Genomic DNA, 22,740 nt, shown 5'->3' on the forward strand with positions numbered 1-22,740 from the left:
ACTAAGGGAAATAAGTAATATCACCATACAATTCAAGCAGACAACAATGAAGAAAGTACTACTCACTCTCGCACTCGTGCTGTGTCCTATGATCCTATCAGCACAAAACGCTCAGAAGATCGGCGTAGTGGACACCCAGACCATCTTTACCTCCATGGCCGAGACAAAGGCCGCACAAGCTCAGCTCGATGAGTTGGCCGGCAAGTACGAAAACGAGGTGGCAACCATGGAGACCGAGCTCCGTAAGCAATACGAAGAATACGAAAAGGAGGCAGCTAACCTCACCGATGCCATGAAGGTCCGCAAGCAACAAGACCTTGAGGAGCTACAACGTCGGATCCTGACTCACCGCCAGGTAGCCAGCCAAGACCTCCAAAAGAAACAAATGGAGCTGCTCACTCCCATACAGACTAAGCTCCGCGAAGCCATCAACAAAGTGGGTTCCGAAAATGGATTCGCCTACATCTTTGACAGCGCACAACTCCTGTACGTAGGATCAAACGGTGAAGACGTGACAGCACTTGTCCGCTCCAAGCTAGGCATCTGATTCCGGCAAAATAGCTCTCACACCAGAGAGTCCTAGCCAACCGCCAAACAAAAGAGAGGGTGTGTCGAAACTTAAGTTTCGACACACCCTCCTTTTTGTATCACCTCTATACATAACAGACTTTGTCTCTACACATCCGACAAAAGTCTCCTGAGGATAAACTACAGTTTCATCCCGTAGAAACTACAGTCTCAACCGATGGGACTGCAGTTTTAGTCAAAAAGGCCGACTCGGCCGAGTTGCCAAAGGAGGGTTGGGGTAAAAAGAGGGGGACAGTTGTACCAAAACGCTTTTGCGACAGGGGTACACTGACAATCTTGAAGCCCATGAAGACAAGAAGACACCCAAGAGGTATTTCTGACGCGACAGGGCATTCATTTTGTCACCACATTCCACTCGGCCCAATCCTTGTATATACCCTTGTGTACAGATTAACGAATAAATAAAAACAACAACTATATATGAATCTAGAAAAATATACCATCAAAACCCAGGAGGCCATCCAGAGTGCTCTAGAGCTGGCTCAGCAAAAAGGCCAGCAAGCACTGGAGCCGGAGCACCTCTTGGCCGTCCTTCTACAGGAAGGCAATGGCATCAGCGAGTACGTATTTCCGAAGCTCGGTGTGGACCTCCGGATCCTACGCAAGAGGGCAGACGATGCCGTCAACCAACTGCCCAAGGTCCAAGGTGGACAACCCTATCTCAGCCAAAGCTTGGAAACGGTACTGAGCGATGCGCTATCCCTTGCCACTGAGATGCAAGATCAGTACGTCGCTATCGAACACCTCCTACTGGCACTTACCAAGGGGAGTGGCCAAGCCTCACGTATTCTCAAGGATCAAGGTGTCACCTACGATGAGCTGAAAAAGGCAGTACTCGAGCTTCGAAACGGTAGCAACGTCACGAGCCAAAGCTCCGAAGACACTTACAACGCTCTAGGCAAGTACGCTATTGACCTTGTCGAAAAAGCTCGGTCCGGCAAACTTGATCCGGTGATTGGACGCGATGACGAAATACGTCGTGTGCTACAGATCCTCAGCCGACGCACCAAAAACAACCCTATCCTCATCGGAGAGCCGGGAGTGGGCAAGACGGCTATTGCAGAGGGTCTTGCGATGCGTATCGTCCGAGGAGATGTGCCCGAAAACCTTAGGGACAAGCGACTCTACTCACTCGACATGGGTGCACTGATCGCCGGTGCCAAGTACAAGGGAGAGTTTGAGGAGCGTCTCAAGAGTGTGGTCAACGAAGTCAAAAACGCCGATGGAGACATCATCCTATTCATTGATGAGATCCACACACTTGTCGGTGCCGGAAAAGGCGAGGGAGCTATGGATGCCGCCAACATCCTCAAGCCGGCACTCTCGAGAGGTGAACTTCGATCCATCGGTGCCACCACCATGGACGAGTACCAAAAGTACTTTGAGAAAGACAAGGCTTTGGAGCGTCGTTTTCAGATTGTGATGGTCGATGAGCCGAGCGAGCTGGACAGCATCAGCATCCTCCGTGGCCTCCGCGAACGTTACGAGACGCACCACAAGGTACGCATACTGGACGATGCCATCATAGCAGCCGTGAAGCTTTCGAGCCGATACATCAGCGACCGCTTCCTGCCGGACAAGGCGATCGACCTCATGGACGAGGCGGCGGCACGTCTGAGGATGCAGATCGACTCCATGCCCGAAGAGCTGGACGAGATCGTCCGCAAGATGAAGCAACTAGAGATTGAGCGTGAGGCCATCAAGCGTGATGGCAATGCCGACAACCTCCAAAAGATAGAAAGCGAAATCGCAGACCTGCGTGATGAGCAAAATCAACTCACAAGCAAGTGGCGCAACGAGCGGGAGCAAGTAGAGCTCATACAGCAAAGCAAAGCCGACATCGAAGCCCTCAAGATAGAGGCCGACCGTGCAGAACGCGAAGGCAACTACGGACGAGTGGCAGAGATACGGTACGGGGCGATCCGCGAACTACAGGAGAAGATCGAGAAAGCCGAGAGCAAGCTGCACGAGATCCAAAAGGACAGCCCAATGATCAAGGAGGTGGTAGATGCAGAGGACATCGCCGACGTAGTCTCTAGGTGGACACACATACCGGTATCTAGGATGCTAGCCTCGGAGCGTGAGAAGCTCCTACACCTAGAAGAAGAGCTACACCGCAGAGTCGTTGGGCAAGACGAGGCCATCACCGCCATAGCCAACGCAGTACGCCGTAGCCGTGCCGGACTACAGGACAGCAAGCGACCGATAGGGTCATTCCTATTTCTGGGTACCACGGGCGTCGGCAAGACTGAGGTGGCACGCGCACTGGCCGAGGTACTTTTCAACGACGAGCACATGATGACCCGTATCGACATGAGCGAGTACCAGGAAAAGCACACCGCCTCTAGGCTAGTCGGAGCGCCTCCCGGATACATCGGCTACGAAGAAGGTGGCCAACTGACCGAGGCCATACGACGCAAGCCCTACTCCGTAGTGCTGTTTGATGAGATTGAGAAAGCGCACCCGGATGTCTTCAACGTCCTACTGCAGGTACTTGATGACGGACGGCTGACCGACAACAAGGGACGCACAGTGGACTTCAAAAACACGATCATCATCATGACCTCCAACATGGGGTCCGACATCATCCGCAACAACATGCAAAACCTCAAGAGCGATAATGCGGATGAGATGATCGACAAGACGCGCGAGCAGGTACTTGAGCTACTGAAACAAACCATCCGGCCAGAGTTTCTCAACCGGATTGACGACACGATCGTATTCCGTCCCCTCACACTCGATGAGATTGAGAAAGTGGTACGCATACAACTCGACAGAGTCATCGCCACCCTTGCCGAAAACGACATCAAGCTCACCTACACGGATCGTGCCGTCAAGCAAATCACAGCCGAGGGCTACAATCCACAGTTTGGAGCACGTCCTGTAAAGCGGGTCATCCAGCGTCGGGTACTCAACTACCTCTCTGAGGAGATCCTACGCAACAACGTGGTGACCAACACAAGCATCACTCTGGACTACGATGGTGAGAAATTCACCTTCCAAAACAGCTAACCTCCACGATGGAACAATAAAAAGGACGTGTCGCATTCCGGCGCGTCCTTTTTTATTTTCCCCAAAAGTGTCCACTACCAAAACAGGAAGTCGCCATATCTTTCAGAAAAAGCAGTCCTCGAGCACCTAAAAAATGATAATCCCAACCCAAACAAAAGAAAATACTTTAGTAGCATTGTATTCTATCGAATAATACGTACATTTGTGACTGAACAAAGCGACACTTTACGTCGAAAACTTAGGAAATAACCGACTAAAGATTTTGCAAACACCCATACAGCCTCAATATGACTAAAGAATCGGCACCGTACAATGATTCACTCGGACGCTTCGGAAAAATTGGAACGCTACTGGTCCTCCTTTTTGTATGGAACCACTCGCTTCACGCACAGAGTGCGGACCTAGTCCTATCCAATGCCCTTGTCAGCATCAGCTTTGATGGTGGGACGAGCTACTGCTTTAGGAGCATGGTACTGCACGATGGGCAGGTCGTCACCCTACCCGACAGTGTCACACCATGGCAAATTCGTCTAGAGTCCGGCAAGCTGGTGACCGATGATGCACACTACTTGGGAGGGGAGCGAATCTCAGAGGAGAGTCTCCGATTTAGATGGCAGATTGGTCCGAGCGACAAGTATATGGTGACCACCACCGTCAACCTCCCGACAGACAGTCCACTTCCTCGCTGGTCACTGGAGGCAGACCTACCTGACGACTGGAGCATTGAGCAAATCACCTACCCCAGACTACGGATACCGCTGACAGACGATATGCAACTCGTGATGCCGGCCGGACACGGAGTACTCAGACCACTCAAAGCCGGGGCAGAGACAGCCACCGAATACCCATCCGGAAGTGGCACGATGCAGTTTTTGATGGCTCTCAACAGCACTGGCACAGCCTATTTTGGCACCGAGGACTACACCGGCAGTGCCAAGCAGTACCGATGCCTGGCTGACGATAGATCTGTGACCCTATTCCTAACCACAACCCCTTCGGCAGACTGGATCCAAGGCGGACACCTCAGTCTCCCGTGGGAGGCGGTGATGGGCCATCACAAGGGGGGATGGGAGCAAACCGTGATCGACTGGTACCGTCCATTTACCTTCAAGACCAAGTGGGGCAAAAAACTCAAGCGTGAACGAGGCATACCGGACTGGCTGGCAAAAAATGACTTTTGGATCATGACCCAAGAGGCAGAGAAATACTCGGATCTACTACAGATGATGCTACGATTTGGCAACAATGTGGGGATCCACTGGTACACGTGGCACAACCATCCTTTTGACACACTCTACCCCGACTACTTTCCACCTAAGCCATATATTCCGGGAGAGTTTTCGGAGGCAAGTGCCATGGGCGCACACGTAGTACCCTACATCAATGGACGTATATGGGATCCAAAGTCAGAGGCCTTTCGGATCTACGATGGGGCGCACAACTGTTGTGTCAAGCGAGATGGAGGATTCTACGAAGAGATCTACCACTCCCAAGTACCCCACTATGCAGCCTGCCCAGGGTCCAAAGGGTGGCAAACCATTCAGAAAGAGCTCATCCACAAGATCACCAACGACCTCAGCACTGCGGGGGTATATATCGACCAAATCGCTTGTGCAGCACCCTATACTTGCTACAGCACAACACACCAACACCCGACAGGAGGTGGATCATGGTGGGTGGATAGCTATCGAAACCTCTACACCGACATCAGAGAAAAGTCGCTCCGCCCCACACAGATCCTGATGACCGAGGAGTGTGCCGAGTGCTACATCGACATTTTTGACCTGATGCTGAATGTCAACCTGGACTTTAGGTGGGGCAACAAACCGATCCCCCTCTTTCCGATCGTGTACGGAGACCGTGCACATTTTACGGGATACTGCTACATTCCCACTCCTATATACGATGGTTCGTACCGCCTCATCACGGCTCGCACTCTGCTGTGGGGTGGACAGCTGGGGTGGATCAAGCCCAGTATGATCATGGATCCACGGGCAAAAGCAGAGTCGGATTTTCTCCTCGCTGCAAAGCGCTTTCGAGCCAAACACAGAGACCTATTCCTCAACGGACGAATCACAGAAGAGTGGACCCCAAAGGATGCCCCCATGGGCAGTGACCTCCCCAGACACGGGGTACAGCCACTTGTCCTAGGCGCAAAATGGATCGACGGCAACGGCAAAGAGGTCCTGATCGTAGTCAACTACGACACGACACGTCATCGGATCACCCTCCCATCCGGAGCCTCCAAAGAGTTGGAGCCTCTCACACCGTACCTTTTTTAGGTAAATTTAGAGCACAAAGAAAACAGAGCAAGAAACCATCCATTTAATACACACATCAGAGTAAAAAAAACCATGAAAGCGTTTTCCGTATCACTATCTCTGCTCCTGATCTTGTTGAGCGGTTGCAACGGAGCTCAACAACCCACTATCCCCATCATGCCGGATAACTTTGTCGTATCTCAATCCATAGATGGAAAAGTGCAACTGACCTGGGACTACAAGCCCTATGATATCGATGGCTTCACGGTAAGCTACAAGCCACAAGATGCCACCGAATATACCCCACTGGAGTCTGTTGACATAGAACAACGTGCCTATACTGTCAACCAAGAGCTGGAGATAGGAAAGAGCTACTACTTTGCTGTCACAGCAAAGAGTGGAAAAGCCAGCTCCTATCCCGCTACGCGGCTCTACCGAATCCTACGTGATGATGAATTGACCGGCGTAAGGATACTCCGGACACTCAACTCACATGCCGGGATAGCAGTCGAGTACCAGGCGCAAAACCTTCCAAAAGAAGAGACCGAAAACATAGGAATTCGCCTCAGCGACAGTCCGGATGTAACGGCTAGCAATGAGGTCATCACCATTCCGGCCCCCGCCAATCGCAGAGGCAAAAACACCTGCATGCAGGTCGTCCCGATAACACGCCTGCCAAAAGACAAGTCCACACTCTACATCAGAGCCTATGCACAAGGCAAAACGGGAGATGCCAAGTACAGCGAACCGGTCGAGATAAAACTAGCAGAGCAACCGAAGGAAATCAAGCTAGAGTGGCAAGACGTAACCCCGGAATCCCTAAAGGGCAAAGTGGAGATCTACAAGACTGAGTCGAAACTCAATGGACGCCCATTCAATGCCTGGTATGCAGTAGGCAATCCGGCCAAATCACGCATCAAACGCAACGATCCTCAACACAACACCCCGCTGTCTGTCCAAGCTTCGGCCGTCAACAAGGCACTCGTACTAGTGAATGCCGCCTATTTCTACGGACAAACAACCCTAGGGCTCTATGGGCACGGTGGGCTAAAAGGGAGCGATGGCAGGCACAGAGGATCACTCCGCAAGGGTCACCCCGAATACGAGACCATGCACTTGGCCAGCCGTGGGTTCTTTGGCGTAACCAAAGCCGGAGAGGCTATTGTATGCTGGGCCGGCACATCTCAGAAGGACCACAAGCCACATCTCTACAATCACCCGATGCCAATCCTTCTCGGCGAAGCACTGTATGCTGACTACCTGCCGGAAATTGTAGGCAATCCTGTTGACTTCAACCCCTACTATGGAGTGTCAGCCGGTCCGGTAGTACTCAAGGATGGTCGTGTACCCGTAGACTTTGAGACCTTCAGAGATGGCCAAGAGTACTACGTCGGCAACTACGAAATCATTCCCTACGACATCTTTGGCAAAACAACATACCCCGACCGCACAGCAGTCGGAGTCCTAGAAGATGGACGCATCGTCCTTTTCGTCTGCGATGGTAGGATCCCCATAAGCAAAGGAGCCAACCTCATCGAACTGGCCCAAATCATGAAAGGAATTGGCTGTAAAGATGCACTCAACCTAGATGGTGGTGGATCAACCAACATGTGGGCGGCCGGATCCATCATCAATCACAAGGATATTGACCCCAAGACAGGAGACACTCGGGCTATTCGATCCATCATTGGATTTTTCGACAAATAATCTTTTACCCACACCCATAGAGAGGGGATAGGCAAGTCCATCCGAAGGCCTTACCTTCCCCTCTCCATCGGGTATTTACGGCTATAGATCATTACCCTACCAACACGCCAAGCCGACAAACACACAATCACCACCTTCATAGGCCGTCTAGGCCGTCACCAAACCAGTATCCATGAAAAAGAAGACACTCTTCACCCTTTTTACTCTCCTACTTGTTGTATGTTCGGGGTGCGCAAAAGCGTCCCACAGCCCTGAAGTCAAGCCTCTGTATGAGCTGTGTCAGAGACTGCTTCCAGGCCAAGCAAAAGCCTTTGAGTTTGTCCTACAGTCTCCGTCCGACTCCATCACAGGGTCACGCTATACCGTCACCGCCGATGGCAAAACAGTGACCGTATCCGGGACCGACCGCTTGGCCCTCTGTGTGGGACTCAACCAATACCTGCGCAAAGCCTGCCACACCTACGTCAGCCCATACGCCACGGAGGAGGTAAAGCTCCCGGACACGCTGCCGTCACTATCGACTCCACTGGAGGGTGTTGCGCGTGTGGACGAACGCTTTTACCTCAACTACTGCACCTTTGGGTACAGCATGCCCTACTGGAAGTGGTCGGACTGGGAGCGCTTCATTGACTGGATGGCACTCAATGGTGTTTCCATGCCTCTGGCGATCACGGGGCAAGAAAAGGTCTGGCTGGATGTCTGGACCGAACTGGGCATGACACCAGACGAGGTGCGTGCCTACTTCACCGGACCTGCACATCTCCCTTGGCACCGCATGAATAATGTGGACGGGTGGGAAGGACCGCTACCCGAAGAGTGGATCAATGGACAAGTAGAGCTCCAAAAAAAGATACTTGAACGCGAACGCTCCTTTGGCATGAAGCCGGTCCTACCGGCCTTTGCCGGTCATGTACCAGCCAAGATGAAGGAGTACTTTCCCGATGAGGAGATCCTGAGGCTGGGAGACTGGGGAGGCTATGATGAGCAGTACGCCACCTATTACCTATCTCCTTCGTCACCACTTTTTACAAAGATCCAAAAGCTTTATCTCGAAAAGCAAACAGAGCTATTTGGCACCGACCATATTTATGGGATTGATGCCTTCAACGAAGTTGAGTCACCGGACTGGTCACCGGCCTTTCTCAAGCAAGTAGCCTCCACTATCTATAGTTCACTGACCAACGTTGACCCACAAGCCAAGTGGCTAATGATGACCTGGCTCTTTTACTTTGACAGGCAAAACTGGACCCCTGAGCGCGTCGAAGCATTTCTGAGCGGTGTTCCCCAAGGGTCACTCTATCTACTGGATTACTACTGTGACAAAGTAGAAGTATGGCGTGAGACCGACGGATTCCACGGACAACCCTATCTCTGGTGCTACCTAGGCAACTTTGGCGAAAACAGCTGGCTCTGTGGTAATCTGAGTGATGTGCACGAAAAGATCAACAATGCCCTACAAAGCTCTACCCCACCTATGGGTATCGGCTGTACTCTGGAGGGCTTGGATGTCAACCCCCTCATGTACGAGTATGTACTGGCACAAGCCTGGAGCAATGCCCCCACACCTTCTGAGTGGATCGACAGCTGGGCAAGGTGCAGAGGGGCTTCGGATGAAAATCAAAAAACACTAGCAGGCTGGGAAACGCTCAACTCCAAGATCTACCAAGACTTCAGTCGAGGTGGTCAAGCAGTACTGATCCACGGACGTCCTGCACTGCATGGGTACAACGGCTGGGTGACTGTCCCGGAGTATGAGTACGACAATAGAGACCTCCTCAGAGCCTGGTCTCTACTCATTGATGGCTACAGGACCCAGAGCACCGACCGATACAAGCATGAGATGGAGTACGATATCGTCAATATCGGGCGACAAGCACTTGGCAATCTCTTCATTGACTACCGGGATGCACTCACCGAGGCCTACGAAGCCAAGAATCCGGAAGGGGTAAAAAAATGTGGGGCAGAGCTACTCGAGCTGATCGATGACTATGGGACCTTGCTCACCTATGCCGACTACTTCACCTTGGGCAAGTGGCTATCGGATGCACGCGACATGGCTGATGGCGACACCGACCTAGCCAACTACTACGAGCACAACGCCCGCAGCATCATCACCGTGTGGGGACAGCCCGGCAGACAGCTGTGCGACTACGCCAATCGGGCCAAGGCCGGTCTCGTCAGAGACTACTACCGCAAGCGCTGGCAGATGTTCGTCGACGCTGTTGCCACAGCACTTAGCCAAAATAAGCCACTGGATGAGCAGGCCTTTAAGCAAGAGATGATTACCTTTGAGGACAATTGGCGCAACACTCTGGGTACTATCGATGAGAGGAGACCAGATATGCCTCTGGCAGACTTTGCCCAAAGCCTACTCGACAAGTATTTCGAAAAAACAGAGTATCTTGACTAAGTCCATTGTCACCCACACGACAGACTCACTAACTTTGCAACCAACATCATGAGCAACACACTGCTATTCCTACCACGCCTAGGTATGGGCGAACTCCTAGTCATCCTAGTCGTTGTACTCCTTCTTTTTGGTGCAAAACGCATCCCCGAAGTCATGAAGTCCTTTGGAGAAGGGGTCAAAAGCTTCAAGGATGGGCTATCCGACAGCCCGGCAAGCACCACCGACAAGGAAAAGAAGACGGACACCCCCAACAAAGACGAATGACAGACTCAAGCTACTGGAGCAATGCAGAGGCACTTCGCCGGGCATTGCTACGGATCATAGCATACATCCTGGTCGCATTTGTAGCCTGGTTCATGGTAGTCCCGCTGATCTTTGACTCAGTCATCCTATCTCCATGCCAAGCCTCATTCCCGACTTACCGCTTGATGGGCTGGCTGGCTGGCGGAGTCACTGTCGATCAGCCCTCCATCATGCTGGTAAACATCCGTCTCGGGACCCAGTTTTTTGTGCACATGCGGACAGCTTTTGCACTCAGCCTGCTTACAGTCATACCGCTATTTCTCATAGAGGCGTGGTACTTTCTCAGCCCAGCACTGTACGAGGGGGAGGCAAGAGCCCTACGCTTTTCTCTTCTCTGGTTGCCCATCCTCTTTTATGCAGGCGTGGCAGTAGGCTACTATGTTGTGTTTCCGCTGTCGCTACGATTTTTGGTCTTTTACGACCTTAGTGACTTTATTGAAAATAAGCTCTCACTGGAGTCCTACATGAGCAACTTCTTCACCCTGATCGGGGCAATGGGAGTGGTATTCTTACTTCCGCTAGTCGTAAAGTTGCTTGCCGACCTCCGTATCCTCAACGTCCATACACTCAAGCGCGCACGACGATATGCCACCGTCCTACTACTGGTGTTGGCGGCCATCATCACACCCGGAGGAGACCCGGTGACGATGCTCGTGGTATTTACGCCACTATACCTGCTGTACGAAGTTTCCATCGCATTTGTATCCATCAGACCGCAATCAAAAAAACAAATAACCCAACCATCATGACTATGCCAAAAAGAACCCACCACTTACTCCTACTCCTGCTGCTCCTACTGCCGATAGAGATGCAGGCACAGACCGCAATCATATCCCATCGAGGCTACTGGACCGGCAGAGGCAGTGCCCAAAACTCGATAGAAGCCATCAAACGTGCCTATAATGTCCGTGGTATCTATGGAGTAGAGATCGACGTACATTTGACTCAGGACAGCGTAGTTGTACTCTCACACGATGCAGATATAGAGGGGTACCGTATCGACAAGACCGACTGGCAGACCCTCAGAGACAATGTCCGTCTGCGGGACAACGAACGCATCTCCACACTTGATGAGATGATGGCCACACTCAAGCAACTACCGGGGCTGAACCTCTTCTTGGAAGTCAAGCCACAAGCCAACGCCAAAGCCAACAGCTATATCGCCCAAAAAGCGGTCGAAGCCGTACAAGCCTATGGGCTACAGGATCGTGTCGCATACATATCCTTCGGACTAGATATCTGCAAAGAGCTCAGCCTACTGTCACCCCAAGCCCTGGTAATGTATCTGGGCTCCGTACACAGCCCCAAAGAACTACACGAGATGGGACTAAAAGGGGTCAACTACAACTACACCACCTTCTGGAAACACCCGGAGTGGTACGACGAAGCCCGGGAGCTGGGCATGAAAGTGGGAGCTTGGACGGTCAACGAACCGGCTACCATGAAGTGCTGCATCATACCGAGAGGCTTCGACTTCATGACTACAGACACGATTGATCCGGCTTTGGACGTCTTTGACCGAATGGGGGTCCTACCCAAGGGAACCGACCAGCCATTGTACGAAAAATAGACAGACCTAAAAGGAGGCCAAAAGGGCACAACACAGCCATCAGCACACATTACAGCCAAGAACCAACAACGAAAATACTTTAGTTCACCCAAATAGCGAACATCACATCAAAACTCAGGTCGAATATGAAAGACAGAAGTAGACGAGACTTCCTCAAGAAGAGTGCCGCAGTGGGAGCGGCCGTAGTATCCGGCGCACTGTATGCTCACGCCGAGCCACTTGGAGAGCTATACCACGAGAGTGGACTCATCACTCCACCCCCATTCTCCACCTCCAAGCCCAATCAAGCTCTGCCAATCACCGGGACCTTTTTGGACGAAATCACCCACGACATCCCGTCCCAAAACTGGGGCGAAAAGGAGTGGGAGCAGGACTTCAAGCACATGAAAGCCATCGGCATTGACACCGTCATCATGATCCGGAGTGGGTACCGAAAGTTCATCACCTATCCCTCACCCTACCTTATTGGCAAAGGTTGCTACCGACCAGGCAAAGATCTACTGGAGCTATTTTTATCACTTGCCCAGAAGTATGGGATGAAGTTTTACTTTGGCCTGTACGACTCTGGGATCTACTGGGATACCGGGGACATGTCTCATGAGATCGAGGACAATAGGTACGTCATCGATGAAGTGTGGGAAAACTACGGCACACGATACAGTAGCTTTGGAGGATGGTACATCAGTGGGGAGATCAGCAGAGCCACCAAAGGTGCCATAGAGGCCTTTCACTCCCTTGGCAAACAATGCAAGGACGTCTCCGGTGGACTGCCGACCTTTATCTCCCCATGGATAGATGGCAAAAAAGCGGTCATGGCGACCGGCAACAAGCTCACCAAGGAGGATGCCATCTCAGTCAGCCGACACGAGCAAGAGTGGGACGAGATCTTTTCGGGGATCCACGATGTGGTGGATGCGGTAGCATTTCAGGACGGGCAGATCGACTACGATGAGCTAGATGCATTTTTCTCGGTCAACAAAAAGTTGGCGGACAAGTACGGCATGCAGTGCTGGACCAATGCGGAGACCTTTGACCGCGATATGCCGATACGCTTTTTCCCCATCAACTTTGAGAAACTTCGTCTCAAGCTAGAGGCGGCCAAAAGAGCAGGATACGACAAGGCGATCACCTTTGAGTTTCCACACTTTATGAGTCCTCAGTCTGCTTATCTACAGGCCGGACACCTCTACGACCGCTACCGTGAGTACTTTGGTATGATCTGAGTCGAATGAAACCTATTATTCCTATCAGCATTATCCTACTCTGCCTCTCTTGGCTACCACTTGCACAAGCCCAAGAGCAGGCAGAGCCAAAGGCATACGACGTCGTAGTGGCCGGAGGAGGTGCGTCCGGAGTTGCGGCCGCTATCCAGTCGGCACGCCTCGGATGCTCCACTCTGTTGCTATCCGAGTACGACTGGATCGGTGGCATGCTCACCTCAGCCGGAGTCAGTGCCGTGGATGGGAACTACCGACTCCAAGCCGGACTCTTTGGAGAGTTCCGAAAAGCCCTGGTAGAGCACTACGGGAGCGACGAGGCACTCAATACCGGATGGGTGAGTCGCACCCTTTTCGAGCCATCTGTCGGCAACCGCATCCTCCACGAGATGGTCGCAGCAGAGCCCAACCTCACACTCAAGCACAACGCAGAAGTGGTCGCGGCGAAGCCTCAAAAAGCCGGGGGCTACAGACTACTCGTACAGGTCAATGGGAAAAAGTGGCACGTGGACGCACGCTGTCTCATCGATGCCACCGAGCTTGGCGATGTGGCGGCGATGCTCGGAGTTCCCTATGACCTCGGAATGGAGGCACGGAGCGACACCGGCGAAGACATTGCGCCACCACAAGCCAACAACATCATACAGGACCTCACCTACACAGCTATCCTCAAGGAGTACGATCATCCGATAGAGATGACCGAACCCAAGGGGTATGATCCCAAGGAATTTGCCTGCTCATGCGACAACCCCAACTGCAAGAGCCCCAAAGAGCCTCACCGAAAACTCTGGTCACCAGAGGAGATGCTCAACTATGGCAAGCTCCCCAATGGGAAGTATATGCTCAACTGGCCCATTGAGGGCAACGACTACTACGCCAATGTGGTCGAGGCTACACCTGCAGTCCGCCAACAAGCATACACTCTCGCCAAAGAGCGCACCCTGCGCATGCTGTACTTTATCCACCACGAGCTGGGGTTCGACCATATTGGCTTGGCAGACGATGAATACACGCAGACACCGGATCGCCTCCCCTACATGCCCTACCACAGAGAGTCTAGGCGGATAAGAGGTGCGGTACGCTTTGATCTCAATCACTTGGAGCACCCTTATGATCAAGAAAAGCCACTGTACCGGACCTGTATAGCAGTGGGAGACTACCCGGTGGACCACCACCATGCGGCCTACGATGGACAAGAAGCATTGCCGGACCTACACTTTCACCCCATACCCTCCTATGGAATCCCAATGGGTGTGGTGGTCCCGCCCACCCATCCATGCCTACTGGTCGCCGAGAAGTCTGTATCGGTATCCAATGTCGTCAATGGTACCACGCGCCTACAGCCGGTAGTCATGCAGCTGGGACAAGCTGCCGGAGCCCTGGCGGCACTCTCCGTCCGAGACAAAAAGCTCCCGACAGAGGTATCCGTCCGAAAAGTCCAGAGCGTCATCCTCGATGCCGGAGGATACCTCCTACCATACCTTGATCTGCCAAAAGAGTCACCTCGCTTTCGTGCCATGCAAAAGATAGGAGCCACCGGAATACTGCGCGGCGAAGGGCGTAACGTCAATTGGTCCAACGAGACTTGGCTGAGAGTGGATGATCCACTCCTCTACGGCGAGGTATTCGAGCTGGACACCTACTACCCCGAGCATGCAGAGTACATCAGGGCGTGGCAGAGCGATCCGACCAAGAAGGTGACCACACACGCCGCACTGGCCCTCCTTAGCAGGATCAGTGGCACCCCCATTGGCGACCGCCTACCGGACAAAGCCCTCCGAGACAACCCGGACCAACCAATCAGCAGAGGAGTGTTTGCCTACCTTTTGGATCAAATACTCGACCCATTTTCAAAAGAAGTCCGCATCGACGGCACACTTATCAAGTAATCAACCCCCATCATCATGAATAAGCAACTATTACTGACCCTCACCGTACTCATCGGCACACTTAGCCTTCAAGCCCAGGATAGCCTTCCTCCCTTCAAGCCCTTTCAGCACTACATCAATCGAGAATCAATGTTCGAAAAATCCCCCACACAACCCGGAGCCATCATTTTCCTTGGCAATAGCATCACCAACAACTGGGAGTGGGCGGAGTTTTTTGCCCCCTCCAATGGTGCCAAAATCCTCAATCGCGGCATCGGAGGAGACGTCACAGCCGGTGTGCTACACCGCTTGGACGAAGTCGCACGCCACACACCATCCAAAATTTTCTTGATGATCGGCATCAATGACCTCAACGGTCAACACAGCAACGAAGAGATTGTCCAAAACATTGATCGGATCATCACCACGCTCCAAAAGTCCTGCCCGCAGACCAAGCTCTATCTACAGAGTATCCTGCCGGTCAACAAGGAGATTTTCAAGCAATCAAGCACCGTACAATCCAGTGACAACATCCGAGCAATCAATGCCGAACTGGCCAAAGTGGCACAAAAGCGAGGGATACCCTACATTGACCTCTTTTCGCTCATGCTGGACCCCAATACCGACATGCTCTACGCCTCCTACACCACGGACGGCATCCACCTGACCGCCACAGCGTATCTCAAGTGGATCAAGGAGATTACCCCCTTGGTCAATAAATAAGCCCACACGATCTATCCTAATATGGCACAAAAAAGCATCAACTATGGGTACCTCACCTTCCTCTCGATAGTAGCGGCTCTTGGGGGGTTCCTATTCGGGTACGATACGGCGGTCATATCCGGCACCATAGCGCAGGTGGTGCAGCAGTATGGGCTAGACACTATACAGCAAGGCTGGTATGTAGGCTGCGCCCTTGTCGGATCCATCGTGGGCGTACTCTTTGCCGGCATCCTGAGTGACAACCTGGGCCGAAAGTTGAGCATGCTTGTCTCGGCGGTACTCTTCACGACCTCAGCCATCGGGTGTGCACTGTGCAGCAGCTTTGATCAATTGGTCATCTACCGTATCATCGGTGGTATGGGGATAGGGGTAGTCTCCATAGTCTCCCCGCTCTATATCTCCGAGATAGCTGTGGCACAGTATCGAGGGCGATTGGTATCGCTGTACCAGCTGGCAGTGACTGTGGGGTTCCTTGGAGCCTATCTCGTCAATTTTTGTCTGCTGGGCTGGTCCACCGGCGAGAGTGCTCTGCTCACCCACCCCACCCTCCTACTGATCTTCAAGTCCGAGGTGTGGAGAGGGATGCTCGGTATGGAGACCATCCCTGCCGTGCTCTTCATGGTCACCATATTTTTCATCCCGGAGAGTCCTCGCTGGCTGATCGTCCGCCGACGTGACGACAAAGCCCAGGCTATCCTCACAGCCATCCACGCATCTCGGGACGAGGCTCTGCTACAGATCAGTGAGACAAAAAGTATCCTGTATGCAGAGACAGAGAGTACCCCGTGGCGTCTCTTGCTGCGCAAGGATATCATGCGGCCGATCCTTATCGGAGTCGCGATAGCCATGCTGGGGCAGTTCATGGGCGTGAATGCGGTACTCTACTACGGCCCATCGATCTTTGAGAGCGCAGGGCTGGCCGCACAAGACTCCCTGTGGTACCAAGTGTGGATCGGACTGGTGAATGTCCTGACCTCCGTGCTTGCCCTCTTCATCATTGACAAAGTGGGGCGCAAAAAGCTAGTCTACTACGGCGTAAGCGGCATGATTGCCTCACTGCTCTGTATTGGCCTCTACTTCCTCTATGGCGAGTGCATGGGAGTGCCACCGGTACTGTTGCTCGTGTTCTTCCTTTGCTACATCTTCTTTTGCGCGGGATCCATCAGTGCGGTCATCTTTGTATTCCTATCGGAGATGTACCCCACACGTATTCGGGGAGTGGCTATGTCCATTGCCGGTCTCTCGCTATGGGTCGGCACCTATCTGATCGGCCAACTCACCCCATGGCTCCTCCAAAACCTCACGCCTGCCGGGACCTTCTTCCTCTTTGCGGTCATGTGCCTACCATACATCCTGATTGTTTGGAAAGCCATGCCCGAGACCGCCGGCAGATCTCTCGAGGAGATCGAGCGATTTTGGCTCCAAAAGCACAAGCAGTAGCCCTCGCACTCACAGATCCTTCCCCCAAAAAGCCCCACTTCGGTCTCCCCCCAAAAAAACATTCGGCCGAGGTGGGGCTTTCGCATGCCCCGTGGTGGCCAGAGATCCGGGAGAGCCTCCTCGCACCTTGTTATTTTATCCGGCAGAGAGGTGAGAAACCTCCCCTCCTCGTCGACAAACTATTTTCTCCGGATGAAAAAGATAAAATCACTGTGTGATTTATTCAAATCACTAAGTGGTTTGTTCAAATCACTATGTGATTTCTAGAGATCACACAGTGATTTTATCTTTTTCATAGGACAAGCGCATCTTTTTCTCCGACCTTGCCAAGTTTTTCTCCGAGCCAGCCAAGTTTTTCTCCCGGGAAAAATGGTCTGTCGGGCGGGGCGAAGTCCTCGACACAAGCCCAATAGCCCCACCGGCGGAATAGAGGCGCCGGATCGACTCTAGCTAAGGGCAGAGATTATGCGTACATTTGTCTAGGTTTTTTTGAATTCAATACGGACACAATGACACAAAAGCGATTTTTGTTGCCCATCGAGGAGGTACCGACACACTGGTACAATATCCAGGCAGAAATGCCCAATAAGCCCCGCCCTTTTCTCAACCCCGAGACGCATGAGCCGATGCGGGCAGAGGATTTTTTTCCCATCTTCACCCAAGAAGCCTCTCGCCAGGAGGTCAACAATACCGACCCCTGGATCGAGATTCCGGAGGAGGTGCGCCGGCTCTACAGCTACTACAGAGCGACACCCCTCGTTCGCGCCTATGGACTGGAGGAGGCTCTAGAGACTCCGGCACATATTTATTTCAAGAACGAGAGTGTCAGCCCGGTGGGGTCGCACAAGCTCAACTCCGCCATACCACAAGCCTACTACTGCAAGCAAGAGGGCATCACCAATGTCACCACCGAGACAGGAGCCGGCCAGTGGGGTACAGCCTTGGCGTATGCGAGCAAACTTTTTGGGCTGGACTGCGCTGTGTATCAGGTGAAGGTTAGCTACGAGCAAAAGCCCTACCGACGAAACATGATGCACGTCTTTGGGGCCCAAGTGACCCCCTCCCCCAGCATGAGCACCCGAGCCGGCAAAGACATCCTCACCCGAGACCCCCAAAACAACGGGTCACTCGGGACAGCCATCTCGGAGGCGGTGGAGCTGGCGCGCACAACCCCCAACTGTCGATATGCCCTCGGCAGTGTGCTCAACCATGTGGCACTCCACCAGACAATCATTGGGCTAGAGGCAGAGAAGCAGATGGAGCTGGCCGGTGAGTACCCCGATATTGTCGTGGCTTGCTTTGGCGGGGGGTCCAATTTTTCCGGTCTCGCCTTTCCATTCATGCGCCACACAATACGAGAGGGCAAAAAGACACGCTTCGTGGCGGCAGAGCCGGCATCCTGTCCCAAGCTGACGAAAGGCAAGTTTGCCTACGACTTTGGCGACGAGGCCGGCTACACCCCACTGATCCCGATGTACACACTGGGGCACAAGTTTCAGCCAGCCAGCATCCACGCCGGAGGATTGCGGTACCACGGTGCCGGGGCTATCGTCTCACAGCTGATGCAAGACGGCCTGATGGAAGCCGTGGATGTGACCCAGCTGGAGAGTTTTCGTGCGGGAATCCTCTTTTCGCGCACCGAGGGGATAGTCCCCGCTCCCGAGAGTTGCCATGCCATAGCCGAGACCATCCGGCTAGCCAAGCAGTGTCGTGAGACGGGTGAGGAGAAGGTGATCCTTTTCAACCTCTCCGGACACGGTATGCTCGATATGAATGCCTACGAGCAGTTTCTCAGTGGCTCCCTCTCCGACTCAGCCCTCACCACCGAAGAGCTGACCCAATCTCTCACCGACCTTCCCGGTCTGGAGTAACCCGAGATGTCACACACAGAGACACCCTTTTCGCGCACCGCACTGCTCCTGGGCCCGGACTCGACCAAGCAGATTGCCGACAGCCATGTCCTGGTGGTGGGCCTGGGCGGTGTGGGAGGCTACGTCGCAGAGTTGCTCGCTCGTGGCGGAGTAGGCACACTGACCATCGTAGACGGTGATGTCGTCCAGCCCACCAATATCAACCGCCAGATCATTGCCCTACACTCATCCATCGGACGACCCAAAGCCCAACTATGGGCAGAGCGGATCCGAGACATCAACCCCGACATACACCTGACGGTCCTCGAGACATTTGTCAGGGACAGTGCCACGGATGATCTACTCACGCAGAGCTCCTACGACTTTGTGGTAGATGCCATAGACACCCTCAGCCCCAAGGTCCACCTCATCCGCAGCTTGGTGGAGCGAGAGATACCTTTTGTCAGCGCCATGGGGGCAGGAGCCAAGGTAGATCCCACCGCTGTACATATAGCCCGCATGGACAAGGTCAAAAACTGCACCCTGGCCCGCTTTATCCGCAAGCGTCTACGCAAGCTCGGCGTACCCCTACACTTCACCACCGTCTACTCCGAGGAGCTCCCAAGCGAGGAGGCTATCATCCTCACCGAGGGAGAGCAAAACAAAAAGTCCACAGCCGGCACCATCAGCTACATGCCCGCCATCGTTGGTTGCTACTGTGCCTATGTGGCACTCGACTACCTAGGACAAAAAAGACAATCACCACACTCGACCAATACAAATCCTCAGCCATGACCACCACATCCACTGCCATCATTTCTGCAGAGTCGATCCACAAGAGCTTTGGGCACCTAGAGATACTCAAGGGTATCTCACTCGAGGTACACCCGGCGGAGATTGTCGCCATCGTCGGAGCCAGTGGCGCAGGCAAGACAACCCTACTGCAGATCCTAGGCGTACTCGACCGTCCCGACAGTGGACGGGTACTCATCAATAACGTAGATGTCCATCACCTCAACACCAACCTCCAAGCCGACTTCCGAAACCGTAACATTGGCTTTGTCTTCCAGTTTCATCAGCTCTTGCCCGAGTTTTCGGCAGAGGAAAATGTAGCCATCCCGGCCATGATTGGCGGAGCAAGCCGGAAAGCAGCACTGGCCAAAGCACGCACACTCCTCAGCCGACTGGGACTGCAAGAGCGACTCACCCACCGACCGGCTCAGCTCAGCGGTGGCGAAAAACAACGCGTGGCAGTGGCCAGAGCACTCATCAATGACCCCCAAGTCATCTTTGCCGACGAGCCCACCGGAGCACTCGACAGCACCAATAAGCAAGAGCTCCACCGGATCTTTCAGGAGCTTAGGGAGCAGACCGGGCAAACAATCGTAGTCGTAACCCATGACCCCGAGATATCCAAGATAGCTGACCGGACCATCCTGCTCAGTGACGGACTGATCACGAGTGAAAGAAAACAGCCTCTCTCGGAAAACGAATCCTCACCCCACCCAGAAGCTCTATGAAACTCAACCCGTCCGATAAGCGAATGGTCCTCATCGGTATCCTCCTAATGCTCGGATACGTAGCCTACTCGATCCTCGTAGCGCACACCACTACAGCAGTGGCGACCGAGTCCATCTCCTCGGACAGCATCCGGATCCCCACCGACACCACCGAGACACCACCCCTTGGCACCGCCACTCCGACCCCCCAAAAGGAGCCATCACCCATCAAGACTGACCGCTACCCCGGGCCACCCAAGCGGGCACCGCAAGTTTCCAAGTTGCACAACGGCGAGACTATCGACCTCAACACCGCCGACACCCTAGCCCTGCAGAGCGTACCGGGTATCGGCCCCGGATTTGCTCGCAAGATCGCCAAGTACCGAGGCCTCCTAGGCGGATACTACGTCGTGGAGCAACTCCAGGAGATCTACGGCATGGATCGAGAGCGATACGACAAGATCAAGCCCTACTTTCGACTAGCGGCACCGGTCAGGCCACTCCTCATCGGCCAAGACAGCATCCCCTACCACCCCTACCTCAGCTACCGTCACCGCAATGTCCTCCGTGACCTCCTGCGCAAGGGCGACCCCATCGACTGGAGGGTGCTCATGCACTCAGGAGCATTCACTCGAGACGACTCACTGCGACTCGCCCCCTACCTACGCCTACCCTCCACCTCCGGAGAGTAGCCCCACAACACACAGCAGACGATAACAAACCATACAACAAACACACAAAAAATCATGAATACCGAAACAAAGCCACCCATCTACCCATCCACCGGGTACAACTCCATCTCCTTCATGGGCAAGTCACTGTTGATCGGACTTTTTGCCTTAGTCCTATTGATTCCGTTGCAATTGGTGCACTTTCAGGTGGACTCTCGCCAAAGTACCAGCAAAGCAGTCAAGCAAGAAATTACCGCTCGTTGGGGACAGAGCCAATGTATCAGGACCCCCATACTCGTCATACCCTACACCCAAACAAACAAAAACGAAGAAAAAGAGCTCCACATCTTTCCCCGCCAGCTCACTTCCAAGGCCCAGTTAGAGGTCCAGCGTCGCCACCGCACCATCTATGAGGTGGCGGTCTACGATGCCACCGTAAACATCAGTGGTACTTGGAAAGCCGAGGATATCCTGGAAGCCCTAAAGGAGGTCCCCGGCACCCACCGCTTGGATGAAGCCAAAATCACCTTTGCTATAAGCGACCGTGTCGGATACTTGGATGCCGTCCAGATTCAGCTGAACGACACGATCCTAAAGATGAAATCGGCACCCAAAGCCACGATGTGCGGTTATTTCGATGGTGAGTACAACGATTCCCCCGCCATTGAATGGGACTACAGCACGGACATGGTTGGTCCCCTGACCGCAAAATACCCCATCCACGATCTTCAAGAGCTGCAAGACCTCAAATTTAGCCTAGACACCAAGGTCAGAGGAAGTGACAAGTTTGGGATAATAGCCTGCGGCATCTCGGCTCAGAGTACCATGGACGGCAACTGGGACAATGTCGCCTTTATGGGCAACAAAATACCGACGACAAGCCGATCCGACAAAGATGGGTTCAGCGCCGAGTACAGTACATTCCTCGAGGAGAACTATGTCACCACTGACGACAACTACAGCTCGCTGCTGTTCAATAGCTACTTCATCAACCTGATCATACCGGTAGACTGCTATGCCCAGACCGATCGTAGCATCAACTACGGCATCCTGGTGATCATACTTACGATTCTGTCCGTCTACCTCACAGAGCTCAGCCTGAGACGCCAAGGCCGCACGATCAATGCCATCCACTACATACTCACAGGCTCCTCTCTGGTACTCTACTATGCGCTCCTACTCTCCTTCAGCGAAGTCACAGGGTTTGGCTGGGCCTACCTCATAGCCTCAGTCATGACCATCGGCCTAAATACCGCCTACTTCAGGATGATCCTGCGAGACAAAAAGCAAGCACTGATACTCTGCGCCATCTCCTCCATCCTCTACCTGGCGATCTACGTACTCCTGCAGATAGAGACCTATGCGCTACTCGCCGGCAGTATCCTACTCTTTGTCATCCTTGCGCTTGTCATGTACTACTCCGCTACGATAACCAAAGACAGGCCCTAAAAAAAGAGAAGAAAAAAGTCGGATAGACTCCGACAGAACCAATAAAAGCAGAGGGTGCGCCAAACATTTGGCGCACCCTCTGCTTTGGTGATTGAGCTGGGACTCGAACCCAGAACCTACAGCTTAGAAGGCTGTTGCTCTATCCAGTTGAGCTACTCAACCAGCACTTTAT

Annotated in this window: 17 protein-coding genes and 1 tRNA gene; 17 read left to right on the plus strand and 1 reads right to left on the minus strand. The window is 53.2% G+C overall.

What is annotated here, in order from left to right; all coding sequences use genetic code 11:
• Positions 1–46: 46 nt before the first annotated feature.
• From AC1EK1_RS00830 to creD, 17 genes are all read left to right on the plus strand, one after another.
• The gene (locus AC1EK1_RS00830; protein WP_480305160.1) at positions 47–547 is read left to right on the plus strand and encodes an OmpH/Skp family outer membrane protein; all 501 of its coding nucleotides are present in this window, start codon (positions 47–49) and stop codon (positions 545–547) included.
• A gap of 461 nt (positions 548–1,008) precedes the next feature.
• Positions 1,009–3,600, plus strand: a complete 2,592-nt coding sequence (gene clpB, locus AC1EK1_RS00835) for an ATP-dependent chaperone ClpB (RefSeq protein ID WP_480305161.1) — start codon at positions 1,009–1,011, stop codon at positions 3,598–3,600.
• Positions 3,601–3,887: 287 nt separating this feature from the next.
• The gene (locus tag AC1EK1_RS00840) at positions 3,888–5,882 is read left to right on the plus strand and encodes a DUF6259 domain-containing protein (RefSeq protein WP_480305162.1); all 1,995 of its coding nucleotides are present in this window, start codon (positions 3,888–3,890) and stop codon (positions 5,880–5,882) included.
• A gap of 72 nt (positions 5,883–5,954) precedes the next feature.
• The gene (locus tag AC1EK1_RS00845; RefSeq protein WP_480305163.1) at positions 5,955–7,568 is read left to right on the plus strand and encodes a phosphodiester glycosidase family protein; all 1,614 of its coding nucleotides are present in this window, start codon (positions 5,955–5,957) and stop codon (positions 7,566–7,568) included.
• 172 nt (positions 7,569–7,740) lie between these two features.
• Positions 7,741–9,978: an alpha-N-acetylglucosaminidase gene (locus AC1EK1_RS00850; protein ID WP_480305164.1), complete on the plus strand. Its 2,238-nt coding sequence runs from the start codon at positions 7,741–7,743 to the stop codon at positions 9,976–9,978.
• Between the two features lie 48 nt (positions 9,979–10,026).
• Entirely contained in the window at positions 10,027–10,242 is a 216-nt protein-coding gene (tatA, locus tag AC1EK1_RS00855) for a twin-arginine translocase TatA/TatE family subunit (protein ID WP_480305165.1), read from the plus strand.
• A complete protein-coding gene (tatC, locus tag AC1EK1_RS00860) occupies positions 10,239–11,030 on the plus strand; it encodes a twin-arginine translocase subunit TatC (protein WP_480305166.1) in 792 nt (263 codons plus the stop codon). Before tatA ends, tatC begins: the two co-directional genes overlap by 4 nt.
• 2 nt (positions 11,031–11,032) lie before the next feature.
• Positions 11,033–11,851, plus strand: a complete 819-nt coding sequence (locus tag AC1EK1_RS00865) for a glycerophosphodiester phosphodiesterase (RefSeq protein WP_480305167.1) — start codon at positions 11,033–11,035, stop codon at positions 11,849–11,851.
• Between the two features lie 125 nt (positions 11,852–11,976).
• The gene (locus AC1EK1_RS00870; protein WP_480305168.1) at positions 11,977–13,074 is read left to right on the plus strand and encodes a DUF4434 domain-containing protein; all 1,098 of its coding nucleotides are present in this window, start codon (positions 11,977–11,979) and stop codon (positions 13,072–13,074) included.
• A 5-nt stretch (positions 13,075–13,079) separates the two neighbouring features.
• Complete coding sequence (locus AC1EK1_RS00875; protein ID WP_480305169.1) at positions 13,080–14,957, plus strand: FAD-dependent oxidoreductase; 1,878 nt, start codon at positions 13,080–13,082, stop codon at positions 14,955–14,957.
• Between the two features lie 15 nt (positions 14,958–14,972).
• Entirely contained in the window at positions 14,973–15,659 is a 687-nt protein-coding gene (locus AC1EK1_RS00880; RefSeq protein WP_480305170.1) for a GDSL-type esterase/lipase family protein, read from the plus strand.
• Between the two features lie 21 nt (positions 15,660–15,680).
• Positions 15,681–17,099 (plus strand): sugar porter family MFS transporter, encoded by a 1,419-nt coding sequence (locus tag AC1EK1_RS00885; protein WP_480305171.1) that lies wholly within the window; start codon positions 15,681–15,683, stop codon positions 17,097–17,099.
• A gap of 509 nt (positions 17,100–17,608) precedes the next feature.
• On the plus strand, positions 17,609–18,970 hold the full coding sequence (locus AC1EK1_RS00890; protein WP_480305172.1) for a TrpB-like pyridoxal phosphate-dependent enzyme: 1,362 nt from the start codon (positions 17,609–17,611) through the stop codon (positions 18,968–18,970).
• Positions 18,971–18,976: 6 nt separating this feature from the next.
• A complete protein-coding gene (locus AC1EK1_RS00895; protein WP_480305174.1) occupies positions 18,977–19,744 on the plus strand; it encodes a tRNA threonylcarbamoyladenosine dehydratase in 768 nt (255 codons plus the stop codon).
• A 17-nt stretch (positions 19,745–19,761) separates the two neighbouring features.
• Entirely contained in the window at positions 19,762–20,469 is a 708-nt protein-coding gene (locus AC1EK1_RS00900; RefSeq protein ID WP_480305275.1) for an ABC transporter ATP-binding protein, read from the plus strand.
• Entirely contained in the window at positions 20,466–21,140 is a 675-nt protein-coding gene (locus AC1EK1_RS00905; RefSeq protein ID WP_480305175.1) for a ComEA family DNA-binding protein, read from the plus strand. Before AC1EK1_RS00900 ends, AC1EK1_RS00905 begins: the two co-directional genes overlap by 4 nt.
• Positions 21,141–21,194: 54 nt before the next feature.
• The gene (creD, locus tag AC1EK1_RS00910; protein ID WP_480305176.1) at positions 21,195–22,568 is read left to right on the plus strand and encodes a cell envelope integrity protein CreD; all 1,374 of its coding nucleotides are present in this window, start codon (positions 21,195–21,197) and stop codon (positions 22,566–22,568) included.
• An 85-nt stretch (positions 22,569–22,653) separates the two neighbouring features.
• Here the strand turns inward: creD and AC1EK1_RS00915 are convergent.
• Positions 22,654–22,730: transfer RNA gene (locus tag AC1EK1_RS00915), tRNA-Arg, on the minus strand.
• Between the last annotated feature and the right edge of the window lie 10 nt (positions 22,731–22,740).

The organism is Porphyromonas sp. C0026D3 (assembly GCF_056590775.1).